This is a genomic window from Bacillus cereus group sp. Bce041 (assembly GCF_052646455.1).
This window is the reverse complement of sequence record NZ_JBQXON010000002.1, coordinates 212,562-234,400: the sequence shown is the minus strand read 5'-3', so window position 1 is coordinate 234,400 and position 21,839 is coordinate 212,562. Positions and strand designations below refer to the sequence as shown.

The window sequence follows — 21,839 nt, the reverse complement described above, 5'->3', positions numbered from 1 at the left end:
GATAGGAGTCATATAAATGAATACGTCACCAATTATAGATATTTTTCAAACCTTTTTTTATAAAGGGGTTATGATTTTAATGCCGGTTGCCGGCGTAAGTATGATTGTCGTTATTATCATCGCTGTCATTATGGCGATGATGCAAATTCAAGAGCAAACGCTGACGTTTTTACCGAAAATGGCGAGTATTGTCCTCGTTATTATCATTTTAGGTCCGTGGATGTTCCAAGAGTTAACGACGCTTATTTTAGATTTATTTGATAAAATCCCATCGCTATTGCGTTCGTACTAAGATAGGTGAACTGAAATGAATATGGAATTATGGGCGGCAACGTTTTTTGCGTTTTGCCGCATTACTTCATTTTTATATTTTTTACCGTTTTTCTCAGGACGATCCATTCCAGCAATGGCGAAGGTTACAGTTGGACTTGCTCTTTCAATTACAGTGGCTGATCAAGTGGATGTCTCTCACATCAAGACAGTTTGGGACGTTGCAGCTTATGCAGGAACGCAAATTGTAATTGGATTATCACTTTCAAAAATTGTAGAAATGCTGTGGAACATTCCAAAAATGGCCGGGCATATTTTAGACTTTGATATCGGTTTATCACAAGCAAGTTTGTTTGATGTAAATGCGGGCTCACAGTCTACTTTACTATCAACCATTTTTGATATATTTTTTCTCATTATTTTTATTTCACTTGGCGGCATTAATTATTTCGTTGCCACGATTTTAAAGTCGTTTCAATATACAGAGGCGATTTCAAAATTGCTGACGACTAGTTTTTTAGATAGTCTACTCGCAACGCTATTATTTGCGATCACATCAGCGGTTGAAATTGCTCTTCCGCTTATGGGAAGTTTATTCATCATTAACTTTGTTCTAATTTTAATTGCAAAAAACGCTCCGCAATTAAACGTTTTTATGAATGCATACGTAATTAAAATTACGTGCGGTATTTTGTTTATTGCGATGAGTGTACCAATGCTCGGTTATGTGTTTAAAAATATGACGAATGTATTACTTGAAGAGTATACGAAACTATTTAACTTTTTCTTAACGAAGTAGGGGGACGCGCATGGCAAAGGATAATAAAACAGAAAAGGCCACCCCGCAGAAGCGTAAAAAATCGCGTGAAGAAGGGAATATTGCCCGGAGTAAAGATTTAAATAATTTATTTTCCATTCTCGTATTAGCAGTTGTCGTTTATTTCTTCGGAGATTGGCTAGGGTATGAGATTGCAAATTCCGTAGCGGTGCTGTTTGATCAAATTGGAAAAAATACAGATTCAACCGAGTATTTTTATTTAATGGGGATTTTATTACTGAAAGTATCGGCTCCGATATTAATACTCGTATACGCTTTTCATTTATTTAATTATATGATTCAAGTCGGCTTCCTATTTTCTTCTAAAGTCATTAAACCGAAAGCGTCACGTATTAATCCGAAAAACTATTTTACGAGACTGTTTAGTCGTAAAAGTTTAGTAGATATTTTGAAATCACTATTTTATATGGGATTAATCGGTTACGTCGCTTACGTTCTCTTTAAAAAGAATTTAGAGAAAATTGTCAGTATGATTGGATTTAACTGGACTGCATCACTTACTGAAATTATTAGGGAAATTAAATTTATTTTCTTAGCAATTTTAATTATTTTAATCGTTCTTTCTATTATTGATTTCATTTATCAAAAATGGGAGTACGAGCAAGATATTAAGATGAAAAAAGAAGAAGTGAAACAAGAGCATAAAGATAATGAAGGGGACCCGCAAGTTAAAGGAAAACGAAAAAACTTTATGCATGCAATCTTGCAAGGAACAATTGCGAAGAAGATGGATGGCGCAACATTTATTGTAAACAACCCGACTCATATTTCGGTCGTACTTCGTTATAATAAACACGTTGATGCAGCACCAATTGTCGTTGCAAAAGGGGAAGATGAGCTCGCGTTATATATACGAACGCTTGCCCGTGAACAAGAAATACCAATGGTGGAAAACCGTCCGCTTGCTCGTTCTTTATATTATCAAGTCGAGGAAGATGAGGCGATTCCAGAAGATTTATATGTAGCTGTAATTGAAGTTATGCGCTATTTAATTCAGACGAATGAACTTGAAGTATAATAGCGCGTTTGGAGGAGATCTCTTTGTTTAAGATAGATTCTGCAAGAACCTATTTTTCTATCTTTTTAGCAGCGTCATTCGTAGTGGCGCTCTTAATTCCACTTCCACCATTTATACTTGATATTATTATCGTTTTTCTACTAAGTATGTCAGTGCTTATTTATATGCGAGCGACAAGTATTAACGAGTGGGATGAATTAAAGTCATTTCCAACGATGCTGTTATTAATCGGGATTTTCCGCGTATCGATTAACGTTTCGACGACGCGAGCGATTTTGACAGATGGAAATGCTGGTCATGTTATTGAAGAGTTCGGTCAGTTCGTAATTGGCGGAAACTTATTAATTGGTATCGTTATTTTTACAGTATTAATCATATTTCAGTTTATCGTTGCAAACGGTGCGTCTCGTACAGCTGAAGTAGCAGCTCGTTTTACACTTGATTCTTTACCAGGGAAACAAATGTCTATCGATGCTGATTTAAACCAGCGTATTATTTCAGAAAAAGATGCACAAGCAAAACGAAAAAAATTAAATATGGAAACAGAGTTTTACGGGGCGATGGATGGTGCCGGAAAGTTCATTAAAGGGGACGTTATTTTCGGGATTGTCATTTTATTCGTAAATATTATTTTCGGTTTAATTGTCGGAATGATGCAGCAAGGGATGAGCTTTGCAGATGCGGCTCTTCATTATACACAGTTAACTGTCGGTGACGGAATCGTAAACCAAATTGGATCGCTAATGCTTGCAATTTCAACAGGTATTATCGTAACGCGTGTATTTGACGGCTCACCGGATACAGTAACAGAAGGTATCTTTAAAGAGTTATTAGCGCATGAAGTCGTTGTATATGCGCTCGGTGGTTTATTTATCGCAATGGGTATTTTTACTCCGCTACCGTTTCTACCATTCGCACTCGTTGGCGGAACAATTATCTTCTTAGGTATTCGTAATAAAAATCGAATAAAGAAAGAAAAAGAAGACGAGCTTCAAAAAGAAATAGAAATGATTCAAGGCGAAGATGAGCAACTGCAACAAGTGGAAGATTCATTCGGAGTATTTACGGATAAATATCCAATTATAGTAGAACTCGGTTTAGATTTAGCAGCACTTGTAAAGCAGAAAATTAACGGGGAAACAGCTCGTGATAAAGTTGTTCTTATGAGGAAGTCGATTATTACTGACCTCGGTATTAATGTTCCTGGAATTAACTTTAAAGATAATACGAGTTTTAGACCACGCGGACGTTACATTATTCGAATTAAAGGTGCGAAGGCGGCTGAGGGTGTTTTAAAATCAGGTTATTTATTAGCATTGAAAACACCAAACGTAATGGCTGATTTAGATGCAGAGCCAGCGAAAGATCCAATTTTCGGTGAAGATGGATATTGGATTTTAGAGCATATGGTGCAAGATGCACAAATGAAAGGCTATCAAGTGTTAGAGCCACTTAGCATATTAATTACACATTTAGATGTTGTCGTTAGACGTAATCTTCACGAATTAATTCAGCGTCAACATGTAAAAGACTTAATTAACTCGCTTGAAAATGATAATGGCGTTCTATTAGAAGAGATTAAGAAGAAAGAAATTGATTTATCACTCGTTCAAAATGTTATTAAACAACTTCTAAAAGAAGGTATTTCTATTCGTGATTTACCAACAATTATTGAAGGTATTATTGACGGCAAAGAAATTTATCAAAACCACGTTGACGGTGTGACATCATTTGTTCGTGAATGTATTTCAAAAGTTATTTGTGAAAATGCGAAAAATCCGGACGGAAAAATATATGCAGCGCTCTTCTCTGATTCAATTGAGTTAGATGCGGATGTTGTGAATAATTCATATCAAGGTTACTTATTAAACTGGGATTTAGATTTAGAAACACGTGTCGTTGAGCAAGTGCAACGCGTCTTTAAACAAGCACGTTTAATGGGAAGAGAACCAGTGTTATTAACACGTAGAAAAGATTTTAGATTTGCGATTGTAAGACTGCTAGAACGTTATCAAGTGGAAGCACAAGTACTTTGTATTAGCGAATTAGCACCAGAAATTGTTGTGGATCAAATTGCCTATATTGAATAGTAGGGGGTGAAGTAATGGAAAGTACAGAAAAGAAAGAAGCGTTAATGCGAATAAAAGCAGCTTCGAAAAATGAATTGTATCGAAAGTTATTTGACCAATATGGTACAGATTATTATTACGTTGTCGATGAAAGTGTAAAACGAAATATACCGTTTTTTTGGAAAAAGGATTATGAAATGTTAGTTGCTTTTCCAGAAGAAAAACAGGAAGAAGTGAATGAAGGTACAGCTCAATTTCATGAACAGTTAATGGATGTTGTGAATGACCCTTCAGAACAAATTGTGAAGGCAAATGGAATTCAATCAGTACTGCACAATTTAGAAAACGTAACGACTCCTATGTCATACGCGGCGATGCAAACAGGAAATAGTGAAGAATGGGCAAGAAAAAAAGAGAAACTATTAAAGCTGTTTGAAAAAGGAATTGTCGTGGTGAAACAGACGAAAGAAACGGAAGTACAGAAAAAGAAAAAAGTTGTGAAACAAGTCCTTCCGGTAAAGAAAGAAGAAGTAGTTCCAAAGAAAGAAAATCAAGAATCTGTACCGTTTATTATTCAAAAAGTAATTCGGATGCTAGAACAAAACGATGTGGAACAATATTTCATTTATGCATATGCTGAAAAGTTAAAAATAAAGTTTGAAAATGCAACGATGATTACAGAAGAAGAAGTTATTAGGTACATATTGGAAGATATGAAATCACATTTCAATACGGAAAATGTCTTTGAAAAAGAAGTACAAACAATTGCATTAATCGGTCCAACTGGCGTTGGTAAAACGACGACACTCGCGAAAATGGCATGGCAATTTCACGGTAAGAAAAAAACAGTTGGTTTTATAACGACAGATCATTCTCGCATAGGGACAGTGCAGCAATTGCAAGATAACGTAAAGACAATTGGATCGGAAGTAATTGCTGTGCGTGATGAAGCTGCAATGACAAGAGCGCTTACGTATTTTAAAGAAGAAGCACGCGTCGATTATATTTTAATTGATACAGCTGGAAAAAATTATCGTACGTCAGAAACAGTAGAAGAAATGATTGAAACGATGGGACAAGTAGAACCAGATTATATTTGTTTAACGTTATCAGCTTCAATGAAAAGTAAAGATATGATTGAAATTATTACAAACTTTAAAGATATTCATATAGATGGTATTGTGTTTACGAAATTTGATGAAACAGCAAGTAGTGGCGAATTGTTGAAAATTCCAGCAGTATCATCAGCTCCTATTGTATTAATGACAGATGGCCAAGACATAAAGAAAAATATACATATCGCTACAGCTGAACATTTAGCAAAGCAAATGTTACAAACATCGTAGAAAAGAGGTGAAGAATAAGGCGCTTGCCTTATTCAAACGAATATGAACGGTCTTTATATAGGTTCTATGGGCATGATGAATTACATGCAGCGCATTAATGTTCATTCGAATAACGTTGCAAATGCTCAAACGACAGGATTTAAAGCAGAAAATATGACGTCTAAAGTATTTGATGTACAAGACACATATCGCCGCGGAGATGGGGCGGTAACAAATATCGGTTCGGTCGATTACGCTGTAGTACCAGCTGCAACGCATGTGAATTTAGTACAAGGAAATATACAAATGACAAATAGCGCTACAGATTTCTTTTTAGATGACGGCGCGGCCGGCACAACATCATTTTTCGTTACTTCTAAAAATGATGAAACGTTTTTAACGAGAGATGGTAGTTTCACATTAAATAGTGATCGTTATTTACAAACATCTTCAGGTGCTTATGTGATGGATGTTAATAATGAGCGTATTCGTATTCCAGAAGGAGCAAAGGTTGCTGTACAAGCAGACGGTACATTATATGATGAAGTAACACAAAATAATATTGCTCGTTTGCAAACAAAAACAGTAGATGCAGAAACGAATGCACGTCTCGTGCAACGTGAAAACAAAAGCTTTACACTAGCAGAAGGAAACATTGCTAATTTACCGAACGGAACAGGAATAGTAAAAAATCATATGCTAGAAAATTCAAATGTAGATATGACGAAAGAGATGGCAGATCTTATGACAGATCAAAAGATGATTCAAGCATCACAGCGCGTTATGACTTCATTTGATAAAATTTATGAAAAAGAAGCGAATGAAATATTGAGATAGTGGACTCCTAATAAAGGAGTCTTTTATTAATTTTAAATTTCAGAATTATCATTTGACTTTAAGGAGCTTCTTTTTTATATTAGTAGGTATAACTATAACTACTAAAGAGGTGAGAGTATGACAACGGCATTATATTTAGAAGATGCATACAAAACGAGTTGCGAAACAGAAGTGATAAAAGTAGAAGGGAATAAAGTATTTGTAAAGGAAACAGTTTTTTATCCAACTGGTGGAGGGCAAGAATGTGATACGGGTGTCATTGTACAAGATGGGTCTGTATTTGAAGTTGAAAAAGTAAAGAAGGAGCAAGGAGAAATAGTTCACTATATAAAAGATGAAGCTCAAGTAAAATTAGGTCCAGTTAAATTAGAGATAAATTGGGAAAGACGTCATAATTTAATGTGTCATCACTCTTTACTGCATCTTATCGGAGCTGTTGTTTATGAAAAGTATGGAGCTCTATGCACCGGAAATCAAATTTATCCTGATAAAGCACGTATCGATTTTAATGAGTTACAAGAGTTATCGAGCGTGGAAGTAGAAGAAATTGTTGAGGAAGTGAATAAACTTATTAAGCAAAATAAAGAAATTTCCACTCGTTATATGAGCCGCGAAGAAGCAGAAAATGCTGTAGGAATGATTAAAACAGCAATAAATCTCCTGCCAACTACCATCCAAGAAATCCGCATTGTTACAATTGAAAATTTAGACGAACAAGCTTGTGGAGGCACACATGTGAAAAATACGAGTGAAATAGGAACACTTGTTATTGATAAAGTAAAAAGTAAAGGGAAGCAAAATCGTCGTTTTGAAGTAAGGGCGATTTAGATTGTGAGGGGTTACCGATGGATGAAATTATAAAGGAGTTACAAAAGTTAGGATTTTCCCAGTATGAATGTAAAGCGTATATTGGACTACTAAAACATTCCCCAGTAACAGGCTATGAAGTGAGTAAACAAACAGGAGTACCTCGTTCTATGATTTACGAGGTACTCGGTAAGTTAATGGATAAAGGAGCGGTGCACATTGTACCTTCTGAACCAGTGAAATATGTACCAGTACCAGCTACGGAATTAATGAATCGAATGCGAAAAGACTTTGAAAAGTCCTTTGAGTTTTTAGACCAGAAATTAAATCATTTAGAACAAGAAAGACAGATTGATGTAATTTCGCATATTCGTTCAAATGATCGTGTTTTGAAAGAAATATGCAATATAATTAGTAGAGCTAAGGAAGAGTTATGGATTTCTGTATGGGAAGATCAAGTGCATGAAATAGAGCCATACATTCATCAAAAGGAAGAGGAAGGCGTACATATATTTTCAATCTTATTTGGAGCTCCAGAAACAAAAATAGGAGCGACATTTCACCATAATTATATGACGCCCCACGTCGTTGAAAAGAGAATGGGTGGTCATTTAACTGTTATTGCTCGTGATGGAGAGGAAGTATTAATTGCGAACTTCTCAAATGATAGCACTTCATGGGCCGTTACAACGTATGACCCAGCGCTAGTTCTCGTTGCTACAGAGTATGTGCGGCACGATATTATGGTTGAAGAAATCACGAAGGAATTTGGGGCGGATAAGTTAGATACGTTATGGCGTGAAAATATAGATTTAGTTCATGTCGTAACAGGAAAACGAACTTTAGAAGGAATGGAGGATGATAAGGATGAGTAAGGCTCAGGCACATGTAGCTTTGCAGAGCGATGATACATTTCAGCAAGGAGTAAAAGATTGTTTACCAACTGTATTTGGTTACTTGAGCATCGGTATAGCAGCTGGTGTAATTGCAAAAACAGCTGGTTTCTCCATCATTGAAATTGCGTTTATGTCCACTTTAATTTATGCAGGTTCTGCCCAATTTATATTAGCTGGTATGTATGCAGCCGGTGCTCCTGCTTCCGCAATTATTTTTACTGTATTTTTTGTTAATTTGCGCCACCTTCTTATGAGTGCTGCACTTGCACCGTACTTTACGAAAATTCCTCTATTTAAAAACTTAATCATCGGTTCTCAAATTACAGATGAAACGTTCGGTGTTGCAGTGCAGCATGCAGCGCAAAAAGGATATTTAGGCGAAAGATGGATGATTGGGCTAAATGTAACGGCTTATTTAAACTGGATTCTTGCTACCATTATTGGTGGTCTGTTTGGTGAGTGGATACCAGATCCACATACATACGGGATGGATTATGCATTACCAGCGATGTTTATCGGATTATTTGTACTTCAGCTCATAAGTAGTAAACCAAAGCTAGCAATTCATTTAAGTGTTGCAATTGTAGCAATTATTATCGCATACGTTTTACACCTATTTATGCCAGATAGTATAGCGGTTATTATCGCAACATTACTAGCTGCGACGATTGGAGTGGTGATTGAAAAATGGAAATGAGATTAGATGTATTATTACTTTTATTAGCAGCAGGAGCTGTTACACTCGTGCCACGTATTTTACCTCTACTCGTATTTAGTAAACTACAAATTCCAGACTGGGGTTTAAAATGGTTAAATTACATACCAATTGCAATATTAGCAGCACTTTTAGCACAAGTATTATTTATGCATGAGACGGTGCAATGGGATTACCTGATCGCAGCAATTCCAACATTTCTTGTAGCCATATATACTCGTAGTTTATTAGGTACAGTATTAACAGGAGTGGTTGTGATTATTTTGTTACGTTTCTTTTTCTAAAAAGGATTACGCTCATATAATAGCGAAAGGTGTAATAACATGAAAATATAGGGGTGGTGTTATGATACTTTTAACGATAGGAGCAATTTTGTTAACGTTGTTTATTTTCTTTATTATCGGTTTCGTTACGTTTATGATGTTTGTTGATAAGGCGACACCTCAAATATATTATACACCTTGTGAATCAGTGACAGTGAAAACTAAAGGTAAACAGAGAAGGAAGAAAAGTTGAAAGTTGGCTTTTCTTCCTTCTTCTATTACATCCCCAAAAGAACTAACAACAATAACCCAAATAAAAAACTAATAAAGGAAAGAAGAACGATACATATGGAAAATACACGATTATTTCTCCATTCGCGCCAGAAAGTTATAAAACCTAAAATACAAAGGAAAAACCAAATGGGTAGGAATAGGAACTCACTAATTTTCTCGGGAAGTAACGCATAAAAAGTTGATAAATATAAAATCCAATTTGTAAAAAATAAAATGCAAACGATAATAGATTGTAAGTAGGGCCGTTTGGAAAACTCCCCCTTTTTTACGGTTACGAAAATAATAGTTAGCACTGAGAAAAAGGCAATGAATATGAAAATAAGTAAGAGTAATGTAAGTGTCATTTACATCTCCTTTATAAGAGTGTTTTTTACAAGAAATGAATCTATTAAATTGTATGCTTCTTTTGTAGAGTGCCCGTTATATTTTTCAGTGTACGGATTTAGAAATCCATGTTCACCGTGTAGTTGTTTTATTTCTAATAAAGGATTCTTTTGTTGCTGCAATGTGTGAATGAAAGAGGATACTGAAAAACTAGCTTCTTTTTCAGGGAATATAAGTAATGTAGAGCATGTAGGCTTTATGTGAACATAGTCGCGTATACGAGAACCGTAACATCCGATAATAAAATCTATTTTCGGATTGTTACTACATAGCCATGAGATGGTAGCTCCAACACTAAAGCCGATAAGTCCAATATGTGTGTAACGACTAGAAAGATGAGTAATGAATGTTTCAATTTGCTTTTTTCCATCTTCAAATCCAATATGATTCATAAAAAAATGATATGCTTTTTCTTCATCAATATAATGAAATGCAGGTTGCGATTGTAGCAGATTAGGACAGAATACATCTATATGAGATGAAGTAAAGTGCTGGGTAACGTGATGCATATGGTCGTTCACACCATATATTTCATGAACAATAACGAGAGCTAATTTTTCCTTCATAGTTATAAAGTACCTCTATGAAACTTAAATTCTTTCTCAACAAGACAAATACGCAGGTGGAAGTTTTCATACCATTGCTCACGACCTCTTTTTTTCGCTTCTTTATGTAAGGTGTTCTTTTTCCAATTTTCAATCGCATCAAGTGATTCCCAATAAGAAATTGTTATTCCGAGTCCAGAATTACCTCTTGCACTTTCTACACCTAAAAATCCAGGTTGTTGCTTTGCAAGTTTCTCCATTTCTTCGGCAACGGTATTATAGTCTGTTGTATCATTTGATAAATTAGAAGTGAATATAACTGCATAATAAGGCTTGTTTTTTTCTAAAGTAGATGCCATTATTTTTCCTCCTTAATGTATAGTACGAATAATTAATCCATAGTTTGTATTTTAGCAGGTCACAAAAAGAAAAGAAGTAGAAAATTCTTATTTTTTCAGCTCATGTAAAATAAAGGGTTGAAGAAATTTATAATAAGTAATCTGAAAGAAGAAAAATGCCACTTCAAAAGAGAAGTGGCATTTCTTATATTTCCTCTAAGCTATTAACTGGAACAGTTAATTCGCGTCCTGGGTTTTTTACTTCATATATGCGGGCGGTTTCATTGCTTTCATCGACGTGTTGAATCATAACAGGCATGCCTTGAAAGCTAACATTAGCTTGCTCTGCTGACACAGAAAGCTCTTTTGCACGTTGTATATTCATTTATATTCCTCCCATCATTATTATCTTTGCTAAAAAAGAGGAATAATATACCATTTAGAGACATTCTTAAAGTTTTTGTATTATTTGTAATGTTTCTTTAATAAATGAAGAAAAGATGGAATCAGGATAACCATCTATCGTTTGAACTGCTTCTTTTGCTTCTTTCAGAGCAGCTGGTTTATCTTGAAGTTTTATATGACACAGGGCACGATAAGACCCAGCTGTTAATACCCACGATTGATCAAGTGGATGACTCATATAATCTGGTATGGTAGCGTGTTTTAATATTGCCAAAGCTTCCTTATAACGTTTTAAGCCATACAAAGATTTTCCTTTTTCAAGATAATATAATCCATCGTCTTGAAAGATTGGTTCATCTTTTAGTTTTTCTCGGAATTGTTCTAGATGTTCTAATGCGATTGTATATTCATTAGTAATTGTGTTGTAGTAGTAAGCTTTTAAAATATCAATAATCGCAATGGATAGAATATCTTCTGTAAAAATGGCAAATTGCTCCGATTTTTTTATGTAATATAAATACTGTTCTTTATCAGCTGTAATGACTTTTTGGTAAGATAAAATGCGATAAAATTCATCTGTTTTATAATACACTTGATGTTTTTTTGAAAATGCAAGTGCATCTAAAATGACTTTTTCACATTTTTCATAATTGCCGTATGCGAGTAAAATAATGGCTTCTTTTAAGTATAATTGTATATGTGTAATGAGATCCATTTCTAAATTCTTCGCTTTATATTCATCACGAATTGTAGCAATCATCTGTAAACATTCTTTATATTTTTTACGTTTGAAGAGCATATAGTAAAACAGTAGTTTCGTTTCAGTGCTTTCTCGATATAAAGTATATTTTTCAAATATAGAAACAGCAGTTTCAACGTAATATTGAATATGATAATCGTTCATAATAGTTGCTCCTGTTAGGAACTGTTTATATAAGCGAGCTGTATTTAAAGTAGAAGGTAGCTCTGTTTGAACGATAGGTAGTAAAGTCTTGTATACTTCATCGCATTTATTTTCCTTTATTAGTTGCTCCATTTTTTGAATGAGTTCTACAATTTCTCCTTCATCTTCTTCTAATAAAAAGCTCGTTTCACATTCAAGTTTTTCCGCAATATATTGTAATGTTTTCATAGAAGGTGTAGCTTTTCCATTTTCAATTTGACTAAGCATACTTTTTGTCAGTTCCGAACCTGCCAGTGCTGTTTGCGTAAGCTTTTTTTCTTTTCGTAATGCTTTAATTTTTTCGCCGAGAGTTGCCATATTGTTGCTCCTTTATATTTAAAAAGTTTAATTGTATTTAACTTTTTGTTGTGAAAATTGGAAAGTTGATTATATAATAAGTTTAACACAATTTAACTTTTAAGGGGAGAGAGTCAAAAATGGAAGATATAAGTATAGGACAACATGATTCAAGAATGAAGATTGCAACGAGAAATATCATTTTAATGATGATTGGAAAAATGACGTCTTTATTAGGCGCAGGTATTTATACGTTCGCAATGGGGTTATATGTATTAAAGACTACTGGTTCAGGGATGGGGTTTGCAACTACGCTCGTTTGCGGATCACTTCCAAGAATGATCTGTGGCCCAATTGCTGGTGCTGTAGCAGACCGTGTGAATCGAAAATGGCTTGTCATTGGTACTGATTTATTAAGTAGTTTAACGATGCTTAGTATGTTTATTCTTGCTACTATATTTGGACCATCACTTCTTTTTATTTATATTTCAGCAGCATTATTATCAATTTGTGCAAGTTTTTATTCTGTTGCATTAACTTCGTCTATTCCGAGTTTAGTAGATGAAGGACGTATTCAAAAAGCGAGTGCTTTAAATCAAACGGCGGCTTCTTTATCAAATATTTTAGGACCGATTATTGGCGGAGTTGTATATGGTTTATTTTCAATTAAATCGTTTTTCCTATTAAATAGTATTACGTTCTTTTTAGCGGTTATTTTGCAATTATTTATCGTATTTGATTTATATAAAAAAGAAGTGGCTGAGAGTACAGAGCATTTCTTGACGAGTATAAAAGAAGGTTTTTTATATGTAAAAAGACAACATGAAATATATGGTTTAATGAAAATAGCATTGTGGGTAAACTTTTTTGCGTGTGGTCTAACAGTTGCACTTCCTTACATTATCGTCCATACATTGCATTTATCTTCAAAGCAACTCGGTACTGTAGAAGGAATGTTAGCAGTCGGGATGCTAATGGGAGCGATTGCTTTATCAGTGCGTAAAGAAGTGAATACTCCGTTTCGTTCTATTTATACTGGACTGTTTTTGTTTGCAGGTTTAAGTTTATGTACAGTCTTTCCGTTGTTAGTTATCATTCCAAAAGTAGCAAGTTTTATTTACTATATTGCTTTTATGATGTTAACTGGTATAGCAATTATGATTGTAAACATTCCAATGCAAGTACATATGCAAAAAACGACAGATCCGAGCTACCTAGGGCGTGTGTTTGGCCTACTTGAAACAATTGCGACTGCAATCGCACCGCTTGGTATGATTGTATATGGACTACTATTAGATATGTTGCCAACTAGCATTGTTATGATGACAATAGGTGGAGGGTTATTGTTAGTTGTATTAGTTGGAGTAAAGCAACATATGGCGAAAAAACAAGTAGATGTGTCCGCTTAAAAATAAGAAAATAATAAAAATTTGACTTATCATTATAAAAATGACTAAATTAGTATTTTAGTTTTTGAAACTCTTTTTCATGTATGTTAAAGTAAAGTGAGCTTGCAAAGAAAAGGAGACAACAGCATGAAAAAATTAAGTTTTGTTATGCTTTTTCTATTAGTCGTAATGGCTGGATGTAGCAATTATGACACATATATTGAAACAGGTATGCAATCATTGAAAGATGAAAAGTATAGTGATGCAACAATGTGGTTCGAAAAAGCAAAAAAAGAGAAATCAGGAAACGAAGCGAAATCATATAAAGAAGTTGCTGAGAAAATGGATCACGGAGCAACAGCCTTAAAAGACGGTAAGTATTTAGAAGCGAAAGACATTGCAAATGAAGTGTTACAAAAGAAAAAAGATGATGAACTTGAAAAAGCTGTAACATCAAATGCAGAGAATATGCTTCAAAAAGCAAAAGATGTGGAAGAGAAAGTAAATGAAAGAGTGGCAAAGCGTAGAAAGGTAGAAGAAGAAGGAATCGATAAAATTATTAAAGCTGTCGATAGTATAGATGAAGTGAAAGAAAAAGAGAAGAAAGTATCAGAAGCATTAGATAAGGCTGAAGAGGCGCAAGCAAAAATTGAGGCAAAGAAAAATAAATAGATTTATAGTTTAAAAGGCTGTCGTGCATAACGACAGCCTTTTAATTTTTTGTTGCAAATGAAGTGATGCTCTGTAGTAAAAAAGAAATGATTTTAGAATTCCATCTGTCCTCATGATGAATCGTATAAATATTACGCTGAAATTCAAATTCAGGGATTGGTATATAGCATAGCTCATTTCGTTGTATTTCTTGCTCGATAGCAAGTTTAGAAATAAAGGCAATTCCATTACCATATTTTAAAATTTGTTTCATCGTTTCTAATGAGTCTAATTCAATTTCAGATTGGAATGTAATGTTATGCGCTAACGTCCATTGTGTAAGTAAATCTCTTGTTGTAGATGGGTTACGATGCAATAGTATGCGTTCCTTTTTTATATTTTGTAACGATACATTGTCTTTTTTTGAAAAATGATGTTCTTTGGAAAAGGCAAGAACAAGTGTATCGGGCATTATATTCGTTTGTTTTAAAAGTGGTTCATCAAATGGAGCAGCGGAAATTATCCCAAGATCGATTTCGTGATTTTGTAGCATCATTCGAATTTCAGGGGCTGTTTTCACTAGTAGCGTTATTTTTATATTGGGAAATTCACATTGAAATTGATGAACGACTGCTGGCAAAAGATAAGTCGCTGGTACATAACTAGCGCCGATTGTTATAGCACCTTTATGAAAATCTTTAAACTCTTGCGTGACACGTCTAGCTTCTTTCATAAGTGCATCTATTTTACAAGCATAATGGTGCAAAGCCTCACCAGCCTCTGTTAAGAAATACCTTCCAGAACGTAATTCAAATAAAGACACACCGAGTTCTTCTTCTAAGCTTTTTATATGAAATGTAATAGTTGGTTGTTTAACGCCAAGTTTTTCTGCAACGATTGTAAGCTTTTTGTATTTCTTAATAAGTACTACAATTTCTAATTTTAAGAGATTCATTATGAATTGCCGCCTTTTTTATTTTAAATATAGAAAAAATCTATAGAAATAAATAGTTTATTAGAAGTTTTTTAATTTAATCTTTACAGTACATTAACATTCAGTATAAATCTTCCATATAGAATGAAAGCAGGTTAAGAATGAGGGGAGAGAGGTGAAGCAATGGATATTACAATTAGTGGATTAGAAAAGACATTTGGAAAAATACAGGCGTTAAAGCCGTTGCAGATTGTAATGAAACAAGGGGAATTCACTACACTTTTAGGACCTTCGGGGTGTGGGAAAACGACTTTACTTAGAATGATAGCAGGGCTTGAGGAACCGGATAAGGGAGAAATATATTTTGGAGACCAGTGCATGTATTCTGCTGCAAAAAAGATAAAGACATCTCCTCATGAACGGAATATCGGTATGGTATTTCAAGATTTTGCTTTATGGCCGCACATGACTGTTTTTGAAAATGTTGCATTTGGTTTAAGAGCTACAAAGCAAACGAATCAATTGCGAGAAAAAGTAGAAGATGCGATAAAGCGAGTTCGCCTGCAAGATATGGAGAAAAGGTATCCACACGAACTTTCTGGTGGACAGCAACAACGTGTCGCATTCGCTAGAGCAATTGTAACAAAACCTCATTTTATTTTGTTTGATGAACCGCTAAGTGCACTCGATGCAATTTTGCGAGAAGAAATGAGAATAGAGCTTATGGATATCGTTCATTCCATTGGTTTAACTGCACTGTATGTCACTCACGATCAAACAGAAGCAATGTCAATGTCAGACCAAATTATTGTCATGAAACAAGGAGAAGTATTACAAAAAGGAACACCGGAAGATATTTATGTGAAACCGTCTCATGAATTTGTTGCCAAATTTGTTGGTAAGGCGAATTGGCTTGTAGAGGGTGAAAAAATGATTCGTCCAGAGCATGTGAGTTGGACAAAAAATGATGTGTGCGAAATGTATACAGGTGAAATTCAGCACGTTACATATGTAGGAGAACGTTATGAAGTGAAAGTAAATATGGGGACTTTAGGCATCTGGACAGCCTATCACAATAGTAAGCTAAGCATCGGGAAACCAGTATCGTTATATGTACCCAAAAAATGTATTCATCATATAGGGGGAGAATCCTATGAAGAAATTCAGTTCGCTTAAGTCTTTATTTGTATGTACTTTACTATTTTCTACTGTAGTAACAGGTTGTAGTTCAAAGACAGGTAATGCAGATGCAAAAAGTAAAAATACGAATGAAAAGAAAATTGTTGTATATAGTGCAGGACCAAAAGGGTTAGCAGAAAAAATTCAAAAAGACTTTGAAAAGAAAACTGGTATAAAGGTGGAAATGTTTCAAGGGACAACTGGTAAAATTTTAGCGAGAATGGAAGCTGAAAAGAAAAATCCAGTCGTTGATGTAGTCGTACTTGCATCATTACCAGCGATGGAAGGATTAAAGAAAGAGGGTCAAACGTTAGCTTATAAAGAAGCGAAACAAGCTGATAAGCTGCGTTCTGAATGGTCAGATGATAAAGGACATTATTTCGGGTATAGTGCTTCAGCATTAGGGATTGTGTACAATACAAAAAATGTGAAGACAGCGCCTGAAGATTGGAGCGATATAACGAAAGGAGAATGGAAAGGGAAAGTGAATCTTCCAGATCCAGCACTTTCAGGTTCAGCTTTAGACTTTGTAACAGGATACGTGAAAAAGAATGGACAAGATGGATGGAATTTATTTGAGCAGCTTAAGAAAAATGAAGTTACAGTAGCAGGAGCAAATCAGGAAGCGTTAGACCCAGTTGTAACAGGTGCGAAAGATATGGTCATTGCGGGTGTTGATTATATGACGTATAGCGCAAAAGCAAAGGGTGAACCTGTTGATATTGTATATCCAAAAAGCGGAACAGTTATTAGCCCACGTGCAGCTGGGATTATGAAGGATAGTAAAAATGTTGAAGGTGCAAAAGAGTTTATTGATTATTTATTATCCGATGATGTACAAAAACAAGTTTCTAAAGCGTATTTATTGCCTGGTAGAACAGATATAAAAGCTGAAAATAGACTAAATGTAGAAGAGATTCCAGTATTAAATATTGATTGGAAAACAGTTGAGAAAGAGCAAGATGAAATAGGAAAACAATTTAAGAAAGTATTTCAATAAGATGGTGATTCCATGGTAAATCGATTCGTATCAGTAAGACAAGTTGGAATGACGGTAGCATTATTACTTGTGGCGATGTTAATCGTCATTCCCCTTTTTCTTATTTTATTTTCTAGTGTATATGAAAATAGCAGTTGGAATTTTTTAAAGCCTTTTGAAGTGATACAGAGTGGTGGATTAGCTGGGATTTTTCTAAATTCGATGCTTCTAGGTGTACTCGTTGTAATAGGAGCTACAATATTTGCATTTCCATTGGCATTTATTATGAGCAAAACAGATGTAGGAAAGTATAGTAAGTTAGATATTGTTTTTATGATTCCATTTATGACACCGCCGTATATTGGATCGATGGGCTGGATTTTGTTCATGCAACCTAACGGCTATTTTGAACAATTTTTTCCTATGCTAAAGACAGTTTCATCATCGTTTTTTAGTTTAGGAGGTATGGTCTTAATTATGAGTCTGCATTTATTCCCATTTCTTTATTTCATGCTGAAAAACACGTTACTTCAGATTGGGAGTAGTAAAGAAGAAGCTGCAGCAGTTCATGGCGGAAGTTTTTTCTATCGTTTAAGAAAAATAATATTGCCGTTATTAGTATCAAGCTATGTAATGGGGGCTTTACTCATTTTCGTAAAGACGATTGCTGAATTTGGAACACCGGCTACATTCGGACGTAGAATAGGATTCCACGTGTTAACATCAGAAATCCATAAATTTATTTCGAGTTGGCCAATTGATTTTAGTAGTGCAACAGCATTATCTTCTTTATTACTTAGTGCTTGTATGCTTATTTGGTATATGCAAAATGTATTGAATCGAAAGTATTCATATGCAATAGTTAGTGGAAAAGGTGTGAAATCTAAAAGATATACTTTGTCTATATTTACGCGCGTTGTAGCATGGATGTATGTAATTGGTTTATTAATCGTATCAATTGGAATTCCATACTTTTCTATACTTATTGCTTCTTTGTCAAAATTAAGAGGCGGCGGTTTACATGTAAATAACTTTACAACAAGCCATTATGAGGCATTGTTTACAATGGGATCTCCGGGATTAGGGGCTTTATGGAATAGTTTTCTTTTTTCACTCGTAACAGCGATTATCGCGGTAATGATTGGAGTCTTTTTGGCACTTATGATTCGAAAGGGGAAAAAAACCTCTGAAAAATGGCTTGATATGTGCGGTATGTTACCGAATATGGTACCAGGAATCGTTATGGTTGTAGGTCTTATTCTATTTTGGAATTCACCATATATGCCTATGTCAATTTACAATACACCAGTTATGGTTATCGTAACGTATGTTGTGCTGTTTTTACCTTACACGGTGCAATATGTAAAATCATCACTCGGACAAATTGATGATTCTCTCATGCAGGCAGGAAGTGTTTTTTCTGGAAATTATATTTATATTTTTAGAAAAATAATATTGCCTCTTATTATCCCAGGCATTCTTGCTGGATGGGCGATGACATTTACAATTTCGATAAGAGAGTTAGTAGCATCACTTCTCGTATTACCTCCATCAGTAGAAACGTCAGCAACGTTTATTTTTGCTCAATTTGAACAGGGTGAAGTATCTATAGGCATGGCGATGGCCGTTGTTTCTGTTGGACTTACAACAATATGCTTATTACTGCTACAACATATGGAGCAAAAACGAAAAGGGGTAGTATGATGAGAGTGGAAGTATGGGGAGGAGCAGGAGAATACGGTCGCTCCTGCTATTTTGTAAAAAATAAAGAGACGAAAATATTATTTGATTGTGGTATTAATCGATCTTATGAGGATAGTTATCCAAAAATAGAGAGAGAAGCTGTTCCATTTTTAGATGCGGTATTTTTATCACATATTCATGAAGATCATACGATGGGTTTACCTTTATTAGCGAAGTATGGCTATAAGAAAAAAATTTGGACGACTCGTTATACAAAGGAGCAACTGCCGTTATATTATGAAAAATGGAGAAACTATAATGTGATGCAAGGGTGGAATTTACCTTATAGCGACCAACACATAAAAGATTTAAATTATGTATGTATTGATGAGATTAGCAATCCAAATGAATGGGTACAAATTACTCCTACATTGCGGTTTCAATGGGGATATAGTGGGCATGTATTAGGAGCTGTTTGGTTTTTAGTTGATATGTGTAATACATACGTATTTTATTCAGGCGACTATTCAGCAGAGTCTAATATACTACGAGCTAATTTACCTGAGAAATTGGGCCACAATATAAAAGTTGCAATTGTAGATGCCGCTTATCACACAGAGGATGTTTCGCAAAATGAAAGATTAGACAATCTATGTGCAGAAATTGAACGAGTTATGCAAAATAAAGGAATAGCATTATTACCGCTGCCACAACTTGGTAGGGCACAAGATATAGTATTGTATTTATATGAACGATATAAAGAATTTCCGCTTATAGTAGATAAAGAAATTTTGGCTGGATTTGAAGAGATGTTCGTATATAAAGATTGGATAAAAAATAATGAAGAACTTAAATGGGTTATGGAGAGTTTAAAAAGAAACATAATAGTGATGGATAATGATATTAGTATGCAAAATAGTTACGGAATAGTTGTAATGAGTGATGCGAATATGCAAACGAAACGAGCGCAGTTATATTATGAACAACTTCGGAATGAAAAACGGAATGCTGTTATTTTTACTGGACATATTGCGAAAGGGAGTTTTGCAGAAAAAGTTATGAAAGAGCATGTAAGGAATACATGTAGGGTGAATCGAGTTGCGTATAAAGTTCACCAAAGTATAAGAGACGTTAAAGAGATGTTAAATACATTATTACCAGAACATACGGTGCTAGTGCACGCTTTGAAAGAGGATACGGATCGATTACAACAAAAGCTAAGTACAGCAGGATATGAAAATGTATATTCACTTGCAATGGAACGTATAGAAGTCATTTGAAATGTAAAGGGGATAGGTATATGAAAAAAGTATTTGTATTCGTAAGCATTTTCTTTTGTTGTTTCCTTTATAACGTTAAGGAAGGGTTTGCAGCTAGTCCAATGAAACCTAGTTTTGAAGTGAAGTTATTATTGAAGCCAGAACAAGTATTAGGTGATAACAAAGAGATGAAGCAAGAGGTACTAGAACATTTCCAGGCTGGTACAAAATATGAAAGAATACAAGTGCAATTTTTAGATACTGCGAATAAAAGTTTAAGCGAGGAAGGTTGGTTTGCTAGAATTCGAAAGAAAGAATTTAGTAAAGATTTTGAACTAACATATAAAAAAAGATATCCTATTCCAAATGGTGTAATTCAAGATGCACTAGAAGTAGCTAAAAAAGAAGGATTCGATAGTAATACGGATAGTTATGAGGCGGAAATAGATTGGGGATTTGAGAAGAAAACATTAAGCATTTCAAATAAGAAAAGTTACAGTGCTAAAGGATATGGAATACTTGATTTACCAAATAAACAAGCTGCTCAAAACATGTTAATAGAAAAATTACCAGGGAAAATGAACAAATGGTTGTATACAAATTGGGGAGAAGAGATGTTAAAGAATTCCCGTATTTACGGTCCTGTATTAATGAAACGATATACAGGAGAGTTTGAAAACATAAAAGCAAATATTGAAATTTGGCCATTAAGTAATACAGGAAAATTAGAAGATGACTTCGTAATAGAAGTGTCATTTAAAACAAATGAAGAAAGTATTGCGACAAAACAAAGGGAATTATTAATGGCGAGTTTAGAGAAAAAAGGCTGGTTGTTACCGAAAGATAGTTTGAAGACAGAGCTTATTTTTCAGTAAATAGTAAAAAGGAATCCATATGCCATGGATTCCTTTTTATATATGAGTATTAAGCTAAATCAGCTGACACGAACATATCACTATTTTGAAGGTTTTTAGAGCGTAAACTATAAGCAACTACCTTCTTTTTATATTGTTTTACAACATCAACATGCTCTTCATGACTATAAATATAAAATGTAAAATCTTTTTTACCACGTTTTGCATGGATAATTAAAGGAGTGCCTTCATTATGGGGTGGTGCATAATAGCGATCTAAAAATAAACCTTCGTTAAAATCATGAATAATTTTTGATTTCTGTTCGCCTACTAAGTTATTTCCGTTCATTGTAACAGTCACATTCTCTTCTTCGAGTTGTGGATGTGTTTCAAAGCGACTAATAATGGATTCAATAACAGAGTTAGGAAGGCTAGAAACGATAATTTTAAATGCTCCAAATACAACTAACATTACAATAAACCAAGTCGTCATAGTATATCATCCCCTTTATTCTATTTAATAATATAACTCATATGGTAATAGTACATATGGTGAAGTTTTGTATAATTTGTGAAAAATATGCCATTTTCACGAACGAAATGTTAGAAAAATCAATTTTGTTACAAAAAGTTGAAATCGAAGTATTTTAAAAGAAAAAGGTTTATAA

General features: G+C 34.4%; 26 protein-coding genes. 19 read left to right on the top strand and 7 right to left on the bottom strand.

Going from position 1 to position 21,839, the window contains the following annotated elements:
• The first annotated feature begins 16 nt into the window (after positions 1-16).
• The 11 genes from ACUN13_RS07125 (at position 17) to ACUN13_RS07075 (ending at position 9,291) form a co-directional block, all read left to right on the top strand.
• A complete protein-coding gene (locus ACUN13_RS07125; RefSeq protein ID WP_001098085.1) occupies positions 17-292 on the top strand; it encodes a flagellar biosynthetic protein FliQ in 276 nt (91 codons plus the stop codon).
• A gap of 15 nt (positions 293-307) precedes the next feature.
• The gene (locus ACUN13_RS07120; RefSeq protein WP_025687744.1) at positions 308-1,069 is read left to right on the top strand and encodes a flagellar biosynthetic protein FliR; all 762 of its coding nucleotides are present in this window, start codon (positions 308-310) and stop codon (positions 1,067-1,069) included.
• 10 nt (positions 1,070-1,079) lie between these two features.
• The gene (flhB, locus tag ACUN13_RS07115; RefSeq protein ID WP_001030110.1) at positions 1,080-2,126 is read left to right on the top strand and encodes a flagellar type III secretion system protein FlhB; all 1,047 of its coding nucleotides are present in this window, start codon (positions 1,080-1,082) and stop codon (positions 2,124-2,126) included.
• A 23-nt stretch (positions 2,127-2,149) separates the two neighbouring features.
• A complete protein-coding gene (gene flhA, locus ACUN13_RS07110) occupies positions 2,150-4,216 on the top strand; it encodes a flagellar biosynthesis protein FlhA (protein WP_000472534.1) in 2,067 nt (688 codons plus the stop codon).
• 14 nt (positions 4,217-4,230) lie between these two features.
• Positions 4,231-5,541: a flagellar biosynthesis protein FlhF gene (gene flhF, locus ACUN13_RS07105; protein WP_025687745.1), complete on the top strand. Its 1,311-nt coding sequence runs from the start codon at positions 4,231-4,233 to the stop codon at positions 5,539-5,541.
• 42 nt (positions 5,542-5,583) lie between these two features.
• Positions 5,584-6,357: a flagellar basal-body rod protein FlgG gene (locus ACUN13_RS07100; RefSeq protein ID WP_001013938.1), complete on the top strand. Its 774-nt coding sequence runs from the start codon at positions 5,584-5,586 to the stop codon at positions 6,355-6,357.
• 117 nt (positions 6,358-6,474) lie between these two features.
• Entirely contained in the window at positions 6,475-7,185 is a 711-nt protein-coding gene (locus ACUN13_RS07095) for an alanyl-tRNA editing protein (protein WP_445423740.1), read from the top strand.
• Positions 7,186-7,202: 17 nt separating this feature from the next.
• Positions 7,203-8,039 (top strand): TrmB family transcriptional regulator, encoded by an 837-nt coding sequence (locus ACUN13_RS07090; RefSeq protein ID WP_025687746.1) that lies wholly within the window; start codon positions 7,203-7,205, stop codon positions 8,037-8,039.
• Positions 8,032-8,757, top strand: a complete 726-nt coding sequence (locus tag ACUN13_RS07085) for an AzlC family ABC transporter permease (RefSeq protein ID WP_025687747.1) — start codon at positions 8,032-8,034, stop codon at positions 8,755-8,757. Before ACUN13_RS07090 ends, ACUN13_RS07085 begins: the two co-directional genes overlap by 8 nt.
• Positions 8,748-9,059, top strand: coding sequence for an AzlD domain-containing protein (locus tag ACUN13_RS07080; protein WP_000425946.1), 312 nt, complete (start codon positions 8,748-8,750; stop codon positions 9,057-9,059). Before ACUN13_RS07085 ends, ACUN13_RS07080 begins: the two co-directional genes overlap by 10 nt.
• A 61-nt stretch (positions 9,060-9,120) precedes the next feature.
• Positions 9,121-9,291, top strand: a complete 171-nt coding sequence (locus ACUN13_RS07075) for a DUF3951 domain-containing protein (RefSeq protein WP_086384950.1) — start codon at positions 9,121-9,123, stop codon at positions 9,289-9,291.
• Between the two features lie 25 nt (positions 9,292-9,316).
• On the opposite strand, the gene ACUN13_RS07070 is transcribed toward ACUN13_RS07075, so the two are convergent.
• From ACUN13_RS07070 to ACUN13_RS07050, 5 genes are all read right to left on the bottom strand, one after another.
• The gene (locus tag ACUN13_RS07070; protein ID WP_000176485.1) at positions 9,317-9,676 is read right to left on the bottom strand and encodes a hypothetical protein; all 360 of its coding nucleotides are present in this window, start codon (positions 9,674-9,676) and stop codon (positions 9,317-9,319) included.
• Complete coding sequence (locus ACUN13_RS07065; protein ID WP_025687748.1) at positions 9,677-10,282, bottom strand: dienelactone hydrolase family protein; 606 nt, start codon at positions 10,280-10,282, stop codon at positions 9,677-9,679.
• Between the two features lie 2 nt (positions 10,283-10,284).
• Positions 10,285-10,620 carry an antibiotic biosynthesis monooxygenase family protein gene (locus tag ACUN13_RS07060; RefSeq protein WP_000168851.1) on the bottom strand — a complete coding sequence of 112 codons (336 nt, stop codon included), beginning with the start codon at positions 10,618-10,620 and terminating at the stop codon, positions 10,285-10,287.
• Between the two features lie 184 nt (positions 10,621-10,804).
• Positions 10,805-10,984: an H-type small acid-soluble spore protein gene (locus ACUN13_RS07055; protein WP_001025740.1), complete on the bottom strand. Its 180-nt coding sequence runs from the start codon at positions 10,982-10,984 to the stop codon at positions 10,805-10,807.
• A gap of 66 nt (positions 10,985-11,050) precedes the next feature.
• Complete coding sequence (locus ACUN13_RS07050) at positions 11,051-12,265, bottom strand: helix-turn-helix domain-containing protein (RefSeq protein ID WP_444877582.1); 1,215 nt, start codon at positions 12,263-12,265, stop codon at positions 11,051-11,053.
• Positions 12,266-12,384: 119 nt separating this feature from the next.
• Between ACUN13_RS07050 and ACUN13_RS07045 the strand changes: the two genes are divergently transcribed.
• Together ACUN13_RS07045 and ACUN13_RS07040 are read left to right on the top strand one after the other, a co-directional pair.
• Positions 12,385-13,653, top strand: coding sequence for an MFS transporter (locus ACUN13_RS07045; RefSeq protein WP_445423739.1), 1,269 nt, complete (start codon positions 12,385-12,387; stop codon positions 13,651-13,653).
• A 126-nt stretch (positions 13,654-13,779) separates the two neighbouring features.
• On the top strand, positions 13,780-14,304 hold the full coding sequence (locus ACUN13_RS07040) for a DUF4398 domain-containing protein (RefSeq protein WP_086389334.1): 525 nt from the start codon (positions 13,780-13,782) through the stop codon (positions 14,302-14,304).
• A gap of 40 nt (positions 14,305-14,344) precedes the next feature.
• Here the strand turns inward: ACUN13_RS07040 and ACUN13_RS07035 are convergent, their stop codons facing one another.
• Positions 14,345-15,238: a LysR family transcriptional regulator gene (locus ACUN13_RS07035; RefSeq protein ID WP_025687751.1), complete on the bottom strand. Its 894-nt coding sequence runs from the start codon at positions 15,236-15,238 to the stop codon at positions 14,345-14,347.
• A gap of 162 nt (positions 15,239-15,400) precedes the next feature.
• Here ACUN13_RS07035 and ACUN13_RS07030 point away from each other — a divergent pair, with 162 nt between their 5' ends.
• From ACUN13_RS07030 to ACUN13_RS07010, 5 genes are read left to right on the top strand one after another with little or no spacing between them, the layout of a single operon-like run.
• Positions 15,401-16,393, top strand: coding sequence for an ABC transporter ATP-binding protein (locus ACUN13_RS07030; protein WP_025690033.1), 993 nt, complete (start codon positions 15,401-15,403; stop codon positions 16,391-16,393).
• Positions 16,371-17,396, top strand: coding sequence for an ABC transporter substrate-binding protein (locus ACUN13_RS07025; RefSeq protein WP_025690034.1), 1,026 nt, complete (start codon positions 16,371-16,373; stop codon positions 17,394-17,396). The genes ACUN13_RS07030 and ACUN13_RS07025 overlap by 23 nt, the downstream gene beginning before the upstream one ends.
• 12 nt (positions 17,397-17,408) lie before the next feature.
• Complete coding sequence (locus tag ACUN13_RS07020; RefSeq protein WP_025690035.1) at positions 17,409-19,079, top strand: ABC transporter permease; 1,671 nt, start codon at positions 17,409-17,411, stop codon at positions 19,077-19,079.
• On the top strand, positions 19,076-20,338 hold the full coding sequence (locus ACUN13_RS07015) for an MBL fold metallo-hydrolase (protein WP_179206941.1): 1,263 nt from the start codon (positions 19,076-19,078) through the stop codon (positions 20,336-20,338). Before ACUN13_RS07020 ends, ACUN13_RS07015 begins: the two co-directional genes overlap by 4 nt.
• Positions 20,339-20,358: 20 nt before the next feature.
• Entirely contained in the window at positions 20,359-21,192 is an 834-nt protein-coding gene (locus ACUN13_RS07010; RefSeq protein ID WP_000755315.1) for a hypothetical protein, read from the top strand.
• A 49-nt stretch (positions 21,193-21,241) separates the two neighbouring features.
• On the opposite strand, the gene ACUN13_RS07005 is transcribed toward ACUN13_RS07010, so the two are convergent.
• Entirely contained in the window at positions 21,242-21,664 is a 423-nt protein-coding gene (locus tag ACUN13_RS07005) for a YfmQ family protein (protein ID WP_000214580.1), read from the bottom strand.
• Between the two features lie 41 nt (positions 21,665-21,705).
• On the opposite strand from ACUN13_RS07005, the gene ACUN13_RS07000 reads away from it, so the two are divergent.
• Complete coding sequence (locus ACUN13_RS07000; RefSeq protein ID WP_001987133.1) at positions 21,706-21,822, top strand: hypothetical protein; 117 nt, start codon at positions 21,706-21,708, stop codon at positions 21,820-21,822.
• The last annotated feature ends 17 nt before the right edge of the window (positions 21,823-21,839 follow it).